At 71.9% G+C, this 15,547-nt stretch carries 14 protein-coding genes; 11 read left to right on the top strand and 3 right to left on the bottom strand.

Going from position 1 to position 15,547, the window contains the following annotated elements:
* The first annotated feature begins 156 nt into the window (after positions 1-156).
* The 9 genes from OG344_RS16765 to OG344_RS16725 are packed head-to-tail and all read left to right on the top strand — an operon-like array spanning position 157 to position 7,807.
* Positions 157-1,515, top strand: coding sequence for a DegT/DnrJ/EryC1/StrS family aminotransferase (locus OG344_RS16765; protein WP_405089017.1), 1,359 nt, complete (start codon positions 157-159; stop codon positions 1,513-1,515).
* Positions 1,512-2,363, top strand: a complete 852-nt coding sequence (locus OG344_RS16760) for a transketolase (RefSeq protein ID WP_405089016.1) — start codon at positions 1,512-1,514, stop codon at positions 2,361-2,363. Before OG344_RS16765 ends, OG344_RS16760 begins: the two co-directional genes overlap by 4 nt.
* Complete coding sequence (locus OG344_RS16755; RefSeq protein ID WP_405089015.1) at positions 2,360-3,415, top strand: transketolase family protein; 1,056 nt, start codon at positions 2,360-2,362, stop codon at positions 3,413-3,415. Before OG344_RS16760 ends, OG344_RS16755 begins: the two co-directional genes overlap by 4 nt.
* The gene (locus OG344_RS16750) at positions 3,412-3,588 is read left to right on the top strand and encodes a lysine biosynthesis protein LysW (protein WP_150929950.1); all 177 of its coding nucleotides are present in this window, start codon (positions 3,412-3,414) and stop codon (positions 3,586-3,588) included. Before OG344_RS16755 ends, OG344_RS16750 begins: the two co-directional genes overlap by 4 nt.
* Positions 3,589-3,591: 3 nt before the next feature.
* On the top strand, positions 3,592-4,461 hold the full coding sequence (gene lysX / locus OG344_RS16745) for a lysine biosynthesis protein LysX (RefSeq protein WP_405089014.1): 870 nt from the start codon (positions 3,592-3,594) through the stop codon (positions 4,459-4,461).
* A complete protein-coding gene (argC, locus tag OG344_RS16740; protein WP_405089013.1) occupies positions 4,458-5,480 on the top strand; it encodes an N-acetyl-gamma-glutamyl-phosphate reductase in 1,023 nt (340 codons plus the stop codon). The genes lysX and argC overlap by 4 nt, the downstream gene beginning before the upstream one ends.
* 19 nt (positions 5,481-5,499) lie before the next feature.
* On the top strand, positions 5,500-6,327 hold the full coding sequence (locus OG344_RS16735; RefSeq protein WP_405089012.1) for a [LysW]-aminoadipate kinase: 828 nt from the start codon (positions 5,500-5,502) through the stop codon (positions 6,325-6,327).
* On the top strand, positions 6,324-7,400 hold the full coding sequence (locus tag OG344_RS16730; protein ID WP_405089011.1) for a [LysW]-lysine hydrolase: 1,077 nt from the start codon (positions 6,324-6,326) through the stop codon (positions 7,398-7,400). The genes OG344_RS16735 and OG344_RS16730 overlap by 4 nt, the downstream gene beginning before the upstream one ends.
* The gene (locus OG344_RS16725; RefSeq protein ID WP_405089010.1) at positions 7,397-7,807 is read left to right on the top strand and encodes an MmcQ/YjbR family DNA-binding protein; all 411 of its coding nucleotides are present in this window, start codon (positions 7,397-7,399) and stop codon (positions 7,805-7,807) included. Before OG344_RS16730 ends, OG344_RS16725 begins: the two co-directional genes overlap by 4 nt.
* Before the next feature lie 42 nt (positions 7,808-7,849).
* Here OG344_RS16725 and OG344_RS16720 read toward each other — a convergent pair whose 3' ends face one another.
* Positions 7,850-9,838 carry a BTAD domain-containing putative transcriptional regulator gene (locus OG344_RS16720; protein ID WP_405089009.1) on the bottom strand — a complete coding sequence of 663 codons (1,989 nt, stop codon included), beginning with the start codon at positions 9,836-9,838 and terminating at the stop codon, positions 7,850-7,852.
* 58 nt (positions 9,839-9,896) lie between these two features.
* Complete coding sequence (locus tag OG344_RS16715; RefSeq protein ID WP_405089008.1) at positions 9,897-10,244, bottom strand: chorismate mutase; 348 nt, start codon at positions 10,242-10,244, stop codon at positions 9,897-9,899.
* A gap of 535 nt (positions 10,245-10,779) precedes the next feature.
* Between OG344_RS16715 and OG344_RS16710 the strand changes: the two genes are divergently transcribed.
* Positions 10,780-12,204, top strand: a complete 1,425-nt coding sequence (locus tag OG344_RS16710) for an IS701 family transposase (RefSeq protein ID WP_405089007.1) — start codon at positions 10,780-10,782, stop codon at positions 12,202-12,204.
* Here the strand turns inward: OG344_RS16710 and OG344_RS16705 are convergent.
* Positions 12,148-14,061, bottom strand: a complete 1,914-nt coding sequence (locus OG344_RS16705; protein WP_405089006.1) for a helix-turn-helix domain-containing protein — start codon at positions 14,059-14,061, stop codon at positions 12,148-12,150. The genes OG344_RS16710 and OG344_RS16705 overlap by 57 nt on opposite strands.
* Positions 14,062-14,682: 621 nt before the next feature.
* Here OG344_RS16705 and OG344_RS16700 point away from each other — a divergent pair.
* Positions 14,683-15,360, top strand: a complete 678-nt coding sequence (locus OG344_RS16700) for a class I SAM-dependent methyltransferase (RefSeq protein WP_327044199.1) — start codon at positions 14,683-14,685, stop codon at positions 15,358-15,360.
* Positions 15,361-15,547: the final 187 nt, after the last annotated feature.

The following is a 15,547-nucleotide window of genomic DNA, read 5'->3' as shown; positions in this document are numbered from 1 at the left end:
TCGCCATTTTCTCCTAACGAGAGAAATGTCAGCTCGAACCAATACCACGGCGAGAGAAAAGGCAGGCCATTTCAGTACCGCCGCGAGAGAACGGATGATTAGCGTGGTCTCCGCCTGACGCCCGAATAGGGGAAATGGTGCGGCAAAAGGAGAGAAATGAAGGCCGATCTGGCGATGTTCGGCGGCAAGCCCGCGGTCCGGCCGGAATACCGCAGACTGGAATGGCCGGTGGTGACGCAGGCCGATCGGGACGCCGTGCTACGCGTGCTGGACCACGGGAAATTCACCGTGGGCGCGAAGGAAGAGCCCGAGATCAGCGGGCTGGAAAGCGAATGGGCCGAGTTCTGCGACACCCGCCACGCGGTGTCGGTCAACAGCGGCACGGTTGCGCTGGAGCTGGCGCTGACCGCGCTCGGCATCGGTCCCGGCGACGAGGTGATCGTGCCGGCCCTGAGCTACGTCGCGACCGCGATGGCTCCCCTCTACCAACTCGCCGTCCCCGTGTTCGTGGACATCGATCCCGTGTCGTTCAACATCGACGTCACGCAGATCGAGGCGAAGATCACCAATCGCACACGTGCGATCATCCCGGTGCATCTCGGCGGCCTGCCGGCCGACATGGACGAGATCCTGGCGCTGGCGCGCAAGTACGACCTCTACGTCATCGAGGACGCGGTCCAGGCCCAGGGAGGCAAGTACCGCGGCCGTACGGCGGGCTCGATCGGCGAGGTCGGCTGCTTCAGCCTCAACGTGGAGAAGAGCATCCCGACCTGCGGCGAGGGCGGGCTGATCGTCACCGACGACGAGCGGGTCGCCGAGCGCTGCCGCAGCCTGCGCATCCTGGGCGAGGACCTGAGCACGGAGGAGCGCCTCTACGTCTCCGCCACACGGGGATCGAACCTCAAGCTCAGCGCGGTCCTCGCCGCCTTCACCCGGGCTCAGCTCGACCGGTTCTGGGACTACCAGGTGCGGCGCGAGCAGAACATCCCGGTGTTCCTCGACCGGCTCGCCGAACTGCCCGGCATCGTCCTTCCCTCCGTGCCCGACGACCGCACCCACATGTGGCACATGCTGCGCTTCCGCTTCGACCCGGAGGCCGCGGGGCTGGACGGCGTCACGCCCGGCCGGTTCCGGCAGGCGCTGCGCCGCGCGCTGCTGGCCGAGGGCGTGCCGCTGACGCACTACCAGATCATCCCGCTGCCGGGCCAGCCGGTGTTCCAGGAGCAGGACGCGTACGGCCGGGGTTACCCCTGGTCGCTGCCGGGGGTCAACCCGCAGCGTTACGACCTGGCCGACTACCCGGTGACCTGCGCCGTGATCGAGGACTCCCTGTGCCTGCGGCGCATGCACCTCAACCCGGACGCCGGGCCGGCGCTGGAGGAGTACGCCGACGCCTTCCAGCGGGTCTGGGAGAACCTCGACGTGATCGGCCGCTTCGCCCGGTCCGCGCCGTACGCCCCGCCGTGGGCGGCGGTGAAGGGCGTCGGCCACGCGCACGCCGGAGCGGCCGCATGACCGTCGAGACCGTCGCGCGGAGCCCCGAGGGCGCCGCCGACCCGGCCGCGTTGTCCCGCACCGCCCTGGCGGTGCGGGAGCACGTGCTGGCCATCGGCGCCGGGGCCGTCGGCACCCACATAGGGGGGTCGCTGTCGGCCGCGGACATCCTCGTCGCGCTGTACTTCGAGGTCATGCGGGTGCGCCCGCAGGAGCCCGGCTGGTCCGGGCGCGACTACTTCGTGCTGAGCAAGGGACACGCCAGCGCCGCGCTCTACTCCACGCTCGCCGAGCGCGGCTTCTTCCCGCCGTCGGAGCTGGCGAGCTACGGCCACCCCGACGGCAGGCTCATGGCACACCCCACCCCCGCGGTCCCGGGGGTGGAGTTCGCCACCGGGTCGCTCGGCCACGGCCTGTCCCTCGCCGTCGGCCTGGCACTCGCGGCCAAGCGGGCCGGGCGTGCCAACCGCGTGTTCGTCCTGCTCGGCGATGGCGAACTGCAGGAGGGCACGGTGTGGGAGGCCGCGATGTCGGCCGCGCACTACCGGCTGGACAACCTCACCGCGGTGGTCGACCGCAACCGCCTGCAGATCAACGGCTCGACGGAGGACCGGATGCGGCTGGAGCCACTGGCCGACCGGTGGCGCGCGTTCGGCTGGCAGGTGTCGCACGCCGACGGGCACGACTTCGCCGAGCTGGTGCCGGCCCTGCGTACCCCGCCCGCGCCGGGAGGCCCGGCCGTGCTGATCGCGGCCACCGTGAAGGGCCGGGGGGTGCGTCATCTGGAGCACCGCAAGCAGAGTCACTTCGCCAAGCTCGGCCCCGAGGCGTACGAGCGGGCCCTGGCCGCGCTGCGGGCCGCGGCATGACCACCACGCGCGAGCGCGGCGCCCCGGCCCGGGCGCCGGCGCCCGACTCCGACCGCGCCGCCTATCGGGCCACGCTGCTGGAGCTGGCCCGGGCGGACGGCCGCGTCTGGTGCCTCGACTCCGACATGGGCGGGCTGGAACGGCAGTTCGAGGCCGAACTGCCGGGCCAGTACGTCGACCTGGGCATCGCCGAGGCCAACCTGATCACCGTCGCGGCGGCGGTGGCGAGCACCGGCGTCCTGCCGTTCGTCAACACGATGGCGGCCTTCGCCTCGGCGCGGGCCCTGGAACAGGTCAAGATCGACGTCGCCTACCACGCGCTTCCGGTGCGGATCGTCGGCACCCACTCCGGGTTGTCCGCCGCCCACCTCGGCCCCACGCACCACGCCCAGCAGGACCTCGCGGTCATGCGGAGCCTGCCGAACATGACCGTGATGACGCCCGCGGATCCCGCGGAGACCGTCCGCATGGTCCGCGCCGCCGCCTACCTGCCGGGGCCGGTCTACATCAGGCTCGGCCGCAACCCGACCCCTCCGGTCCACGCCGGCGACGACGGCGACGGCGACGGCGACGGCGACGGCGACGGCGACGGCGACGGCTTCACCGTGGGCCGGGCGGTACGGCTCCGCGCGGGCGGCGACGTGACGATCGTGGCCGCGGGCGCCCTCCCCGTACGGTTCGCGCTCGACGCGGCGCGCCGGCTCGCCGCGGCGGGGATCGAGGCGTGCGTGCTCAACATGCACACGATCAAGCCGCTCGACGTCGCCGCCCTGGTGGAGGCGGCGGAGACGACCGCGGGCGTCGTGACCGTCGAGGACCACTCCGTGCTCGGCGGGCTCGGCGGCGCGGTCGCCGAGACCCTGGCCGAGCACCGCCCGGCGCGGGTGGTGCGCGTGGGCGTCGGCGACGCGTTCTGCTCCCGGCCCGGCAGTCACGAGGAACAGCTCGCGCAGTGCGGCGTGTCGCGGGACCACGTGGTCCGCGCGGCCGAGTCCGTCCTGCGCGGTCGTCCGGATGTCCGCACCAGCACCGAACAAGGAGAGTCTCCATGACCGTCGCAGTGAGCACCTGTCCCGACTGCACCGAGGCCGTGCCCACGTCCTCGGACCTGCGGGTGACGTCCATCGTCGTATGCCCGGCCTGCCAGGCGGAGCTCGAGGTCATCGGCCTCGACCCCGCCGAGTTCGCGCTCGCGCCGGAGATCGAGGAAGACTTCGGGGAGTAGAACGTGACGATCAGCGCTGGTCAGGACGGTCCGCTCGCCGTCCTGACCACCCGCACGCGCCTTGAGGAACGCTTGATCTTCGAGGCCCTCGAACGGCGCGGCGTGCCGTACGAGCAGGTCGACGAACGCCGGGTGATCGGCGACCTCGGCGCGCCCGTGGCGGGCCGCTACCGGGGCGTGCTCAACCGGAGCATGTCCCACACGCGCGGTCTGTACGCGGCGCGCCTGTTCGAGGCCGGGAACCTCCCGGTCTTCAACTCCAGCGCCGTGATCGAGACGTGCGGCGACAAGATCCTCACCTCGCTGGCGCTGGCCGGCGCCGGGATACCGGCACCGGAGACGGTCGTCGCGCTCACTCCCGACGCCGCCCTGGAGGCCATCGAACGCGTCGGCTACCCGGCGGTGGTCAAACCGGCCGTCGGGTCGTGGGGCCGGCTGCTGGCCAAGGTCAACGACCGCGACGCGGCCGAGGCGCTGATCGAGCACAAGCAGTCGCTGCGCTCGCCGGTGCACTCGGTCTTCTACGTGCAGGAGTACGTCGACAAGCCGGGCCGCGACCTCAGGGTGATCGTGCTCGGCGACGAGGTGGTGGCCGCGGTCTACCGCCGCTCCGGCCACTGGATCACCAACACCGCCCGGGGCGCGTCCACGGAGCGGTGCGCTCTCACCGACGACCTGGTGAAGCTCTCGCTGCGGGCGGCCCAGGCGGTCGGCGGCGGCATGCTCGCGGTGGACCTGATCGAGCGCTCCACCGGGGAACTGCTGGTCACCGAGGTGAACCACACCATGGAGTTCCACGGGCTCATCCAGGCGGCCGAGGTGGATCTGGCCGACCTCGTCGTCGGCCACGTCCTCGGGGCGCTGGCGCGATGAGGGCCGCCGTCGTCGGCGGCAGCGGCTACATCGGCGGTGAGATCGTCCGGCTGCTGCTGCGTCATCCGCACATCGAACTGGCACAGGTCACCTCGGAACGACAGGCCGGGCGCCCCCTGCGGGTCTCCCACCCGAACCTGCGCGGCCAGACCGACCTGTGCTTCACCCGTGAGGAGGACCTGTCGCCCTGCGACGTCGTCTTCCTCGCGACCCCGCACGGCACGTCCATGCGTTCCGTCGAACGCTGGTCGGGGCTCGCGCCGACGGTCGTGGACCTCAGCGCGGACTTCCGGATCCACGACCCGGCGAGACGGGCGCGCTTCTATCCCGGGCCGCCGCCCGACCCCGCCTGGCTGGCCCGCTTCCAGCCCGGCATCCCGGAGCTCAACCGGGACGGGCTGCGCGGCGCCACCCACATCGCGGTGGCCGGCTGCATGGCCAACGCGGCGATCCTCGCGCTGCACCCGCTGGCGGCCGAGGGACTGATCGGCGGCCCGGTCGTCGTCGACGCCCGTACGGGCTCCAGCGGCGGCGGGCGGACGCCCGACGAGGGCAGCCACCATCCCGAGCGCAGCGGCGCGATGCGGATGGCCAAACCCCACGGGCACCGCCACACCGCGGAGATCGAGCAGGCGTGCGGGATCACGGCGCACATGTCGGTGACCGCCGTGGAGGCGGTGCGCGGGGTGCAGGTCGCCTGTCACGTCACCCCCTCCCGCACGGTCACCGAACGCGAACTGTGGGCCGTCTACCGCAAGGCGTACGGCGAGGAGCCGTTCGTCCGCGTGATCAGGGAACGCTCGGCGCTGCACCGCATGCCGGAACCGAAGATCCTCTCCGGCAGCAACTTCTGCGACATCGGGCTGGCCCTCGCCCCCGGCGGCGACCACCTGGTGGTGGTGGCCGCACTGGACAACCTGGTGAAGGGAGGTGCCGGAAATGCCGTCCAGTGCCTCAACATCGCCGCTGACTGGGAGGAGACCGCGGGACTCGGATTCGTCGGGCTCCACCCCGTCTGACACCCGATCGGAACGGTACGTGATCAAGGTCGGCGGATCGCTCGGCGCGGACATGTCCCGGGCGTGCGCCGACATCCGCGCGCTGGTGGACCGCGGCGACAGCGTCGTCGTGGTCCACGGCGGCGGCGCCGAGGCCGACCGGCTCGCGGACGAGCTCGGCCGCCCGACGCGGTACCTGACCGCGCCCGGCGGGCGCCGCAGCCGGTACACCGACGCGGCGGCGCTCGACGTGCTCGTCCTCGGCATGCTCGGCCGCCTGAAACCCCCGCTGGTGACCGAGCTGCTCCGGCTCGGCGTCCGGGCGGTGGGCCTGTCGGGAGCCGACGGCGGGATGGTCACCGCCCGCCGGACGCCCCCGGCGAACGTCGTCGTGGACGGCGTCCGGCGGGTGGTCCGCGACGACCTGTCCGGGCGGATCTCGGCGGTGGACGCCCACCTGCCGCGGACCCTGCTCGCGGCGGGATACGTGCCGGTGATCTCGCCGCCCGCGTACGACCCGGAGGCGGGCCCGGAGTCCGGCGCCGGGCTGCTCAACGTGGACGCCGACCGGTTCGCCGCGCGTCTCGCGGTCGCGCTGGAGGCCGACTGGCTCATCATCCTGTCCAACGTGCCGGGGCTCCTGCGGGACCCCGGCGACCCCGCCAGCCTGGTGGCCGAGATCCCGTGCGAGGACCTCGCCGGATACCTCGACCTGGCCGGCGGGCGCATGAAGGTCAAACTGCGGACCGCGGGCGAGGCGTGCCTGGCGGGCGTGCCGCACGTCGTCCTCGGCGACGGGCGCGGCCCCTCGCCGGTGCTCACCGCGCGGGCCGGAGCGGGAACCACCCTCGTAAAAGGAGCGCGATGACCAGCAGCGTGACCAGCGGTACTGCGAACAGGGCCGAGACCCTGCTCCGCCGCATGGTGGAGGTGCCCTCGACGACGGGTGAGGAGGCCGAACTGGCCTCCCTGCTCGCCCGCGAACTGCCCGAGTGGGGCTTTCGCAGCCACATCGACGAGGTGGGCAACGTGATCGGCAGGCGTGGCGACCCCGGCGCGCCTATGATCATGCTGATGGGCCACATGGACACCGTGCCCGGCGACATCCCGGTCCGGCAGGAGGGCTCCCTCCTGTACGGGCGGGGCACCGTCGACGCCAAGGGGCCGCTCGCCACGATGATCGCGGCCGCCGCCGCGGCCGACCTGCGCGGCATGCAGGTGGTGGTGGCGGGGGTCGTCGAGGAGGAGACCTTCGGGAAGGGCGCGCAGCACCTCGCCGAGACCTTCCGGCCGGACGTGGCCGTCGTGGGCGAGCCCAACGGCTGGGCCGGCGTCGGCATCGGCTACAAGGGCCGCGTCATGATGCGCTACGACGTCAGCCGGCCGGCGGTGCACACCGCCAGTCCGGAGGAGAAGGCCACCGAGGCCGCGGCCCTCTTCTGGGACCGGGTCCGGTCCTACTGCGCCTCCTACTGCGAGGTGGTGGCGGCGGGCGACCGGGCCTTCGACCGTCCCGTCCCCACGCTGAACGACATCACCGGCACGATCGAGCGGGCGCTGATGACCGTGTCCGTACGCACCCCGCCGGGGTTCGACCTGGCGGCCTTCGAGCGCTTCGTCACGGACGCCGCGCGCGACGGGACGCTCTACGTCGACGACCGGACCCCGCCGGTGCGGGTGGACCCCGCGGGGCCCGCCGTACGCGCGCTGTGCGCGGGCATCCGGCGCCGGGGGGAGCGGCCGAAGCTCAAGCTGAAGACCGGGACCGCCGACCTGAACATCGTGGAGCCCCGCTGGCAGGTGCCCATGGCGGTCTACGGTCCCGGTGACTCCAGCCTCGACCACACCGATCGCGAGCACATCGACCTGGTCGAGTACGGCAGGGCCGTGGAGGTCCTGCGTGAGGCGCTCGGGATCCTCGCCCAGGCGGAGTGGCGTTGACGGCGGAGGTTCCCGGCGAGATCGTGGCCCGCCTCCGGGAGGCCTGCCTGCGCCTGCCCGAGGCGTACGAGGAGCAGGCGTGGGCAGGCACGCGGTGGCGGGTGGGCAGGAAGACCTTCGCCCACGTGCTCGTGGTCGAAGGCGGCCGGCCGCCCGCGTACGCGCGGGCGGCCGGCACGCCCGGGCCGGTGGTCGTGCTGACGTTCCGGTCGTCCGGGGAGGAGCTGGCCGCCCTGGGCGGCCTCGGCCATCCGTTCTTCCGGCCGCCCTGGTTCCCCGACATCGTCGGCATGGTCGTCGAGGCGGACGTGGACTGGTCCGAGGTGACGGAGCTGCTCGCCGAGAGCTACCGCCACCTGGCGCCCAGGAGGCTGGCCGGACGGCTGGACCCGCCGCCCGGCCGCTGAACCTCCCCGAAGGCCGGGGAATCACCGAAGACCGGGGCATCGTCACACGCTCGTGGCGACGAGCGGCTCGCGGAGCTCCGCGAGGTTGGGCCGCTCCTGGGCGAGCCACACGTCGGCGTACTGGGTGATGTCGCGGATGATGGTCCGGCCGATGCGCAGCACGGAGGCCGGCGCGGGGCGCGCCAGGCCGTTGCGGGGCGATCGGAGGGCCACCCGCGCGTGCTCCTCCAGCCATGAGAACACGTCGAGGAGCCGGTCGCGGGCCTTGGCGCGGGTCGTCGCGTCCAGCTCCACGGCCGCGAGCGCGCGGGCCCGGATCCGCACCAGCGAGTGGAACTCGTAGCGGGAACCGCCCAGGCCGTCCTCGCTGACCACGTCGAGCACCTGGTGGTCGACCAGGAGGTCGAGCAACCGCTGCGCCTCGTCCTCCGACAGGTCGGCGACCGCGGCCGCCGCCCAGGCCGAGACGTGCGTCAGGTTCATGACGCTCAGCAGCAGCCACAGCGTGCGGGCCACGTCGGGCAGCCGCTCCGCCGAGGCGACGAGCCGGGCACCGGTGTCCAGGGAACCGTAGGTCAGCTCGGTGATCCTGCGGTCCTCGTCCGACAGGCGATCGACGAACCGGTCGAGCCGGTAGGCCGGGCGGGCGTTGAGGCGGGCGGCGGCGGCGCGGATCGCCAGCGGCAGGTGCCCGCAGCGTTCGACGACCAGCCGGGCGCTCTCCGGCTCCTGCGCGACGCGCTCCGCTCCCACGAGCTGGGCGAGCAGCTGCACGCCCTCGGCGGTGGTGAGCCCCTCGACGCGGCGCATGGCGACGCCGGGCGCCTGGATCATGCTGGGCTGGCTCGTGCACAGCACCACGCTGCCCCGGTCGCCGGGCAGCAGCGGCTCGATCTGCTCGTAGTCGGCCACGTCGTCCAGCAGGACGAGCAGGCGGCGGCCGGCGCTCACGCTGCGGAACAGCGTCGCGCGGCCGGACAGGTCCGGCGGGACGCTCCGCTGCGGCACCCCCAGCGCGTGCAGGAACTCCGCGAGCACGTCGGCCGCCTGCCGCGGTTCGGTGCTGCCGCGCAGGTTGGCGTGGATCTGCCCGTCCGGGTAGTGGTCGCGCACCTTGTGCGCCGCGTGGACGGCCAGTGCCGTCTTGCCCACGCCGCCACGGCCCACCAGGGCGATGACCCGCGGCCGGTCGGTCCGGTCGTGGTTGAGCTCCCGGCACAGCCAGTCGACCTGGTCGAGCCTGCCGGTGAAGTCGCCGACGCCTGCGGGCAGCTGCGCGGGGATCTTCGCCGCGTGCCGGGCGCGCTGCGGGAACGGTGACGGGACGGGGTGCCCGGCGATGATCCGGCGGTGCAGGTCCTGCAGGCGCGCACAGGGATCGAGGCCGAGGTTGTTGACCAGCGCCGTACGGCCCGCGCGGTACACCGCCAGCGCGTCCGCGCGCCGGTCGGACAGGTAGAGCGCCGTCATGAGCTTGGCGCGCAGGTGCTCGCGCAGCGGGTGCTCCTCCACGAGCAGCCGCAGCTCTCCCACGAGCTCGCGGTGCCGGCCCATGGCGAGTTCGAGGTCGATGCACTCCTCCAGCACCGACAGCCTGCGCTCGGCCCAGTAGGTGGCGACCGCCTCGATCACCGCGCTGTCGAGCTCCGCGAGCGGCTGCCCGCGGAACAGCGACAGGCCCGCGCGGTACTCCTCCGCCGCACCGCCGAGATCACCGTCCTCCACCCTGCTCCGCCCGCGGGCCACGGCCCGCTCGAACAGCCACGCGTCCAGGCCCGACTCGCCCAGGCGCAGCCGGTATCCCCCTTGCGTGGTCTCGATGATGTTCGCGGGCGCGCCGGCCGCCTCGAAGACCGAACGCAGCCGCCACACACAGGTCTGGATCTGCTTGTCCGCCGTGATCGGCGAGGCGTCCCCCCAGACGGCGTCGATGATTCTTCCCACCGACACGATCTTGTTCGCTTCGGTCGCCAGAAGCGCGAGAACGGTCAGCTGCCTGTTCTTGGCGAGCTTGACGACCGTATTTCCCACATTCACCTGAAAGGGGCCGAGAATTCGAAAGAATACGTCGCCCTCATCTGTCTCGGTATTACACTCTGGTCCCATCGGCTACGCCTCCAGCTCCGCCTGCCCGGGTATGTTCAGAGGTGTGGGGTCCGATCGACGTTCCCATGATTCCCGCTTCCAGCCGGCAGGCCTCGTCGATGAGGAGAGCGGCCACCCGGACCAGGAGGTCCGGTGACACGCCCAGCTCTCGTGCCCGTCCGGCGTAGGCGTCGCGAACTGCGGTGACGCGGTCCGGCTGCATCATGGAAATCCCCTCGGCCAACTTCACGTGAGCCACCTGAGCGCACAGCCCGAGACGTTCGGCGATGATTTCCGCCAATTTCTGGTCGAGGCTGTCTATTTGCGCTCTTAGTGCGTCCAGTTTCGCCACGGGAAACGTCCCTTCGAACCAACGGATGCGCCGGCGGCGCAACAGAATGAGGCGCGCACTCGGCAAAGTTAGATGTCGGATCTCTTAGGGCGGTATCATCGCGTTCCCCCCTTACTCCTGATAGGGCGGCAACTTCCCGGTATGTGCAGGATCGTCCGGGAGCCCTGGGAGGCCGTCAACGGATATTCTCAAAATCCGTCAGGTCCGTGGTAAGGCAGATTTATCAAGATTATCGCCATTTCGGCCAGCTTCGGGGCCCACCGCACACAGTGACCAGGGGTCGTACGGACCGCGGCGCGGTGACCGTGCCACACGCCCGCACCTGATGGGCATCCGCCCATGGTGGCCCGGCCACCCTTCGGCCGAGTGACCGGCGCGGGAAGATCCCGGATCGGGAGGCGCGAACCGGGCGCGGGGTGGCGCCGTCACCACCGCGGCCCGGCACATGAGGGCGAGCGCATCTAGGCGCGCGCCGCGCGCGGGGCCGATGGTGGAGGCGACACGTCCGCCCGCCATCCGCCCGGGGTGACCCACCATGCGCGACACGCGCAGCGCCGCTTCCGACCGCGCCGCTCCCGACCGCGTCCCGCCTGCCGAGATCCCGCCCGCCGAGATGCTGCCCGCCGACCTCTGCGCGGCGCTCTTCGCGCCCCTCCCCCGCCGCGACCAGCGCCGCAGGGGAATGGACTACCTGTACGGACTGCTGACCGCGACCGGACGCAAGTCGATCAGGAACATCGCCGGCGTGATCGGCGGCCCGGCCACCGAGCAGAGCCTGCACCACTTCGTCTGCGACTCGACCTGGGACTGGATGCCGGTGCGGCAGGCGCTGGCCGAGTACGTGAGCGGTGTCGCCCCGCCACAGGCCTGGGTCGTGCGGCCGGTGCTCATCCCCAAGGCGGGCGAGCACTCGGTGGGCGTGGACCGGCGCTTCTTCCCCGGTCTCGGCCAGGTGGGCACGGCCCAGCTGGCCATGGGCGTGTGGCTGGCGTCCGAGCGGCTGTGCAGCCCGGTGAACTGGAGACTGCACCTGCCGGACGCGTGGCTGGACGACAGCCGGCGGCGCAGCCGGGCCGCCATCCCCGAGGGCGCCGCCGCCGACACGCCGTCCGGCTGCGCGGTGAACGCCTTTCTGGACCTGTCCGCGTGGGACCTGCCCGTGCGGCCGGTCGTGCTCGACGCGCGGGAGCTCGACGTCCACGTTCTCGCGCGCGGGCTCGGCGACGCCGGCGTCCCGCTGCTCGCCAGGATCGACGGCGAACAGCAGCTCTGTCTTCCCGGCCGGGCGCGGGCCCTCTCCGCCCGGCAGATCATGTCGGCGGCGCGGCACACCCGGCGCCGCGTCGAGGTGCCGGACACCGACTCCGGGCGGCACACCCGCCTGGTGGCCACGGCCTCCGTCGTGGCGCCGCACCGCCACGACGGAGGCGCCGCCCCCCGTTTTCCGCACTCGGGGGCCCTGCATATGGGGGGTCCGCATATGGGGGGCCCGCATACGGAGACCCCGCATCCGGGGGCCGTACAGTCGGGGGTCGTACAGTCGGGGGTCGTACGGCCCCGTTCCGCGCGGCCGGGCGGCGTTCCGGTGAGCAGGGCGGCCGGAACCCCCGAGGCGGGCGGCTCCGACCGGGAGCTGCTCCTCCTCGGGATCTCCGGAATCGGCGAGGCGCGGCCGGGCGAGCTGTGGCTCACCAACCTGAGCACGCCGGATCTCACCACGCTGGTCAGGCTGACCCGGTTGCCGCGGCTCGTCGACGAGGACTTCGCCGACGTCTCCGACGACGTGGGAATGCGGGACTTCACCGGCCGGTCGTTCTCCGGGTGGCACCGCCACACCACGCTGGCCTCGGCCGCCTGCGCCGTCTCGCTCCTCACCGAGCGGGACAGGACCGCGGCGCGCGGCTCACGCGCCTTCCCTCCCGGTGCCGGGTGTGACGGAACCGCCGAGCAGGTGGCGTAGGCGCACGAGCCGGAGCGCGAGCTGGATGTCCAGGGACCGCTCGGTGTCCTGCCAGCCCGGGCCGAGCAGCTCGCCGATGCGTTCCAGCCGACGGGACACGGTGTTGGGGTGGACGTGCAGCTTCTCGGCGGCGTACGTGGGACTGCTCCCCGACTCGAAGTACGCCCCGAGAGTCTGGACGAGTTCGGTGGACCGCTGCCGGTCGTACTCCAGCACGGGCCCGATCGCCGCGGAGATGAATCCGTCGATGTCCGGGCTGTCGGCCAGCAGGACGCCCAGGAAGCCGAGATCGCCGACCGAGGCCGCGGAGCCGCCGGCCCCGAGGGTCGTCATGGCCTCCAGACAGCGCAGCGCCTCGGCGAATCCGGACCGGACCGACGCGGGGTCGGAGATCGGCCCCGCCGCCGCGACCGTCACCGGGGTGTCCAGCAGGGGGGACAGCTTGGCGGAGACGGCCCGCGCGGCCGCCGCCGGGTCGGACCCCATGAGCAGCAGCACGTTGCACCCGTTCTTGACCGTGTGCAGGCCGCCCATGCTGTGGGCGTACGACGCGGCCCACACCGCGGCCTTCCCTCGGGCGGCGCCGTCCGTACGGCTCAGCACGATGACGTGGTCGGTGTCGAGGTCGATGCCGAGCCACCGGGCCCGCTTGCGCAGCCGCTGGGCCGGACGCGGCGGGTTCGCGAGAAGGTCGTCGAGCAGCTCGCCCCGGTCGCCCGCTTCGAGCATGCCCGGTTTGCGGTCCAGCAGCACGAGCACCGCGGCGACCTGCGCGACGATGCCGAGCAGCCGCCGCGCCCACTCGTCCAGCGGCTCCGCGGGGAACACCAGCAGGGTGCCGAGATGCCCGTCGCCGGCGAGGACCGGCGCCGCCCACATGCCCTCCAGGTAGAACGGCTCCCGCGCGGCGTGCGCGTTCATCCGGGCCAGCAGGACGAGGTCCTCGCGTTCCGGCAGCCGTCCCGCCGTGGCCAGGACCGTGCCGTCCGCGCCCCGCAGCTGGACCGAGGCCCGCAGGCGGTGCGCGGCCTCCACGGTCAGCGTCTGGAGGTTCCCGCCGGAGAGCGCCATGTCCATGAGCCCCTGGTGCACCTCGGTGAGGTCCGCCAGGCTGCCGAGCTGGGTCTCGGCCTCCTCCACCCGGATGCGCAGCGCCTCCGCCCGGCTCCTGGCCGCCTCCAGCCACCGGGCTTTCTCGATCATGGCGCTGGCGAGGCTCGCCAGCGAGCTCAGCAGCGAGATCTCGTCCACCTTGAAGTGGCGGACGTTCCGGTCGCCGACGTACAGGATGCCGAACGGCGCCTTCTCGTACACGAGCGGTGCGGCCATGATCGCGTGCAACCCCTCCGCCCGCACGACCTCGTCGGTCCGCTCGCTGTGGGCGAACCGCTGGTCCACCAGGTAGTCGGGGGTCCAGAACGGCAGGCTGTCGGTGAGCACCTTGCGCCCCACGCCCCCGGTGTTCGGCAGCCGCAGTCCCACGCTGAGCATCGAGGTGTGCCCGTCCGCCGCCCGGATGCACACCTCCTTCAGGTCGTCGTCCGGCATGCCGATGTAGGCCATGTCCACCCGCAGCAACAGCCGTGCCCGCCTGGTCGTCACGTTGAGCAGGACGTCGAGATCCGGCGGCTTGGCGAGCTCCCTGGCCGTGTCGACGAGCGTCGCGAAGGTCCCCTCACGCTGCTGGTGCCGTTCGAGCTGGGCGTGCACCGCGAGGCTCAGGCGCTTGGCCCGCTCCAGCTCCTCGAGTCCTTCCCCGGTCACCCCGTTCCTCCGTGCCACGGCCACGACCATCTCGAACTCGTCCGGCGATCCCTCCCTCGCCAGGAGTTCGAGAAAGGACAGGGTGTCAGCCATACAACGCCTCGCAATCGGGAGACTGGCGGGGCTCGCGACCGTCCGTGCGGGGGTGACGGAGGAACCCGTGCGGCGCGCACGGGGACGAAACGGCGAGTATAACCCGTTGACTCGTCGGCACAGCAGGGCCCTTTCCTGGGGGTGATGGAGGCCGTTCACGAGGTGCAGGCTCGTCACTTGATAGGCGAAATGTCTGTCCTTACCGTCTACATGTCAACTAGACGACAAGTTGACACAGACCTCCACCGCCTGTCGAATCGACCGGCGGGCACCGCTTCCATCACCGCGACACGTCCGGCTGATGTGATCATAAGCGCCGCCGGCCGCCTCGCGACCCCGGCTGACACCCCTGACCGCCTCCTGTTCACCCGCCACCGTCCCGCCCGCCCCTCCGGGTTCCCGCCATCGGGCCTCCCGGTGGCTGCGTCACCATCCGAGACCGGAAAGTGTGTTGTGCCGCAACCTTTCCCGGCGTTCCCCGCCGGGTGAAAGTGAGCGTAAGCCCTATTGCCGACAAGGAGGGAGACAAACGACGTGACCCTGGAGGCCAAGAGTTACCTACGCTCGCTTGAACGAAGTCAACGCTCGCGAACACGGACGGACCGCCCGAGCGTGTTCAGCATGTACGACCGGGAATGGGACCTCCTGCCCGAGGTTTTCGCCCCCATCTATTCTCCTTCCACCCAGATCGCGATGGGATTCCTGGGACTCATGGAAGGATCGGACGCTCCTCGCTGGAGCTCTCTTCTCGAAATGGGATCGGGTTCCGGGCTGATCTCCGTGTCGGCCGCGCTGGCCGGGTGCGCGCGCGTGGTGGCGCTCGACATCAACCCGGAGGCGGCCCGCAACACGGCGATGAACGCAGCGCGCCACGGCGTGGCCGACCGGGTGGACGCCCGGTGCAGTGATCTGTTCGCGGGACTCGCCGAAGGCGAGCGCTTCGACCTCGTTTTCTGGAGTTCGAACTACGTGCTGGCGCCGCCCGGATTCGAATACGAGAACATGCACGACCGGGCGTACGTCGACGCGGGTTACCACACGCACCGCCGATTTCTCGAGGAAGCGCCGAACTGGCTCACCCCGGACGGCGTCGCGCTCATTCATTTCAGCACCCGCGGCGATCTGGTGGCCCTCCTGCGGGGCGCCGGGGACGGCGACCGGACCCTGCGCCTGCTGGCCGACCGGACCGTGCGGGAAGGAGAACTCGACATAGAACACATGCTGCTCGAAGTGACGGTGAGCGCGCCCCGGCGGCGGGATCTCGCCTTCGCCGGATCGGACGCCGCCGCGCACGCGTGATCGGCTGAAGCCGGTTCGGAATTCATCGGAGACATCACCCTCCGCCTTCGCGGTTCATCCCATGCCACGCGACTCGTTCGCGAATCTGGGCAGGGCACCGCACAGACGTCCCCGGCCCACGCGGCATTCCGCGTGTTCGGCACATCGATCCGCGTGCGGGCGCGGGTAACCACCCTGACGCGTCACC

Source organism: Microbispora sp. NBC_01389 (genome assembly GCF_045040095.1).
GTDB lineage: Bacteria > Actinomycetota > Actinomycetes > Streptosporangiales > Streptosporangiaceae > Microbispora.
The sequence above is the reverse complement of the archived record's forward strand: the minus strand, read 5'-3'. Positions and strand labels throughout refer to the sequence as shown.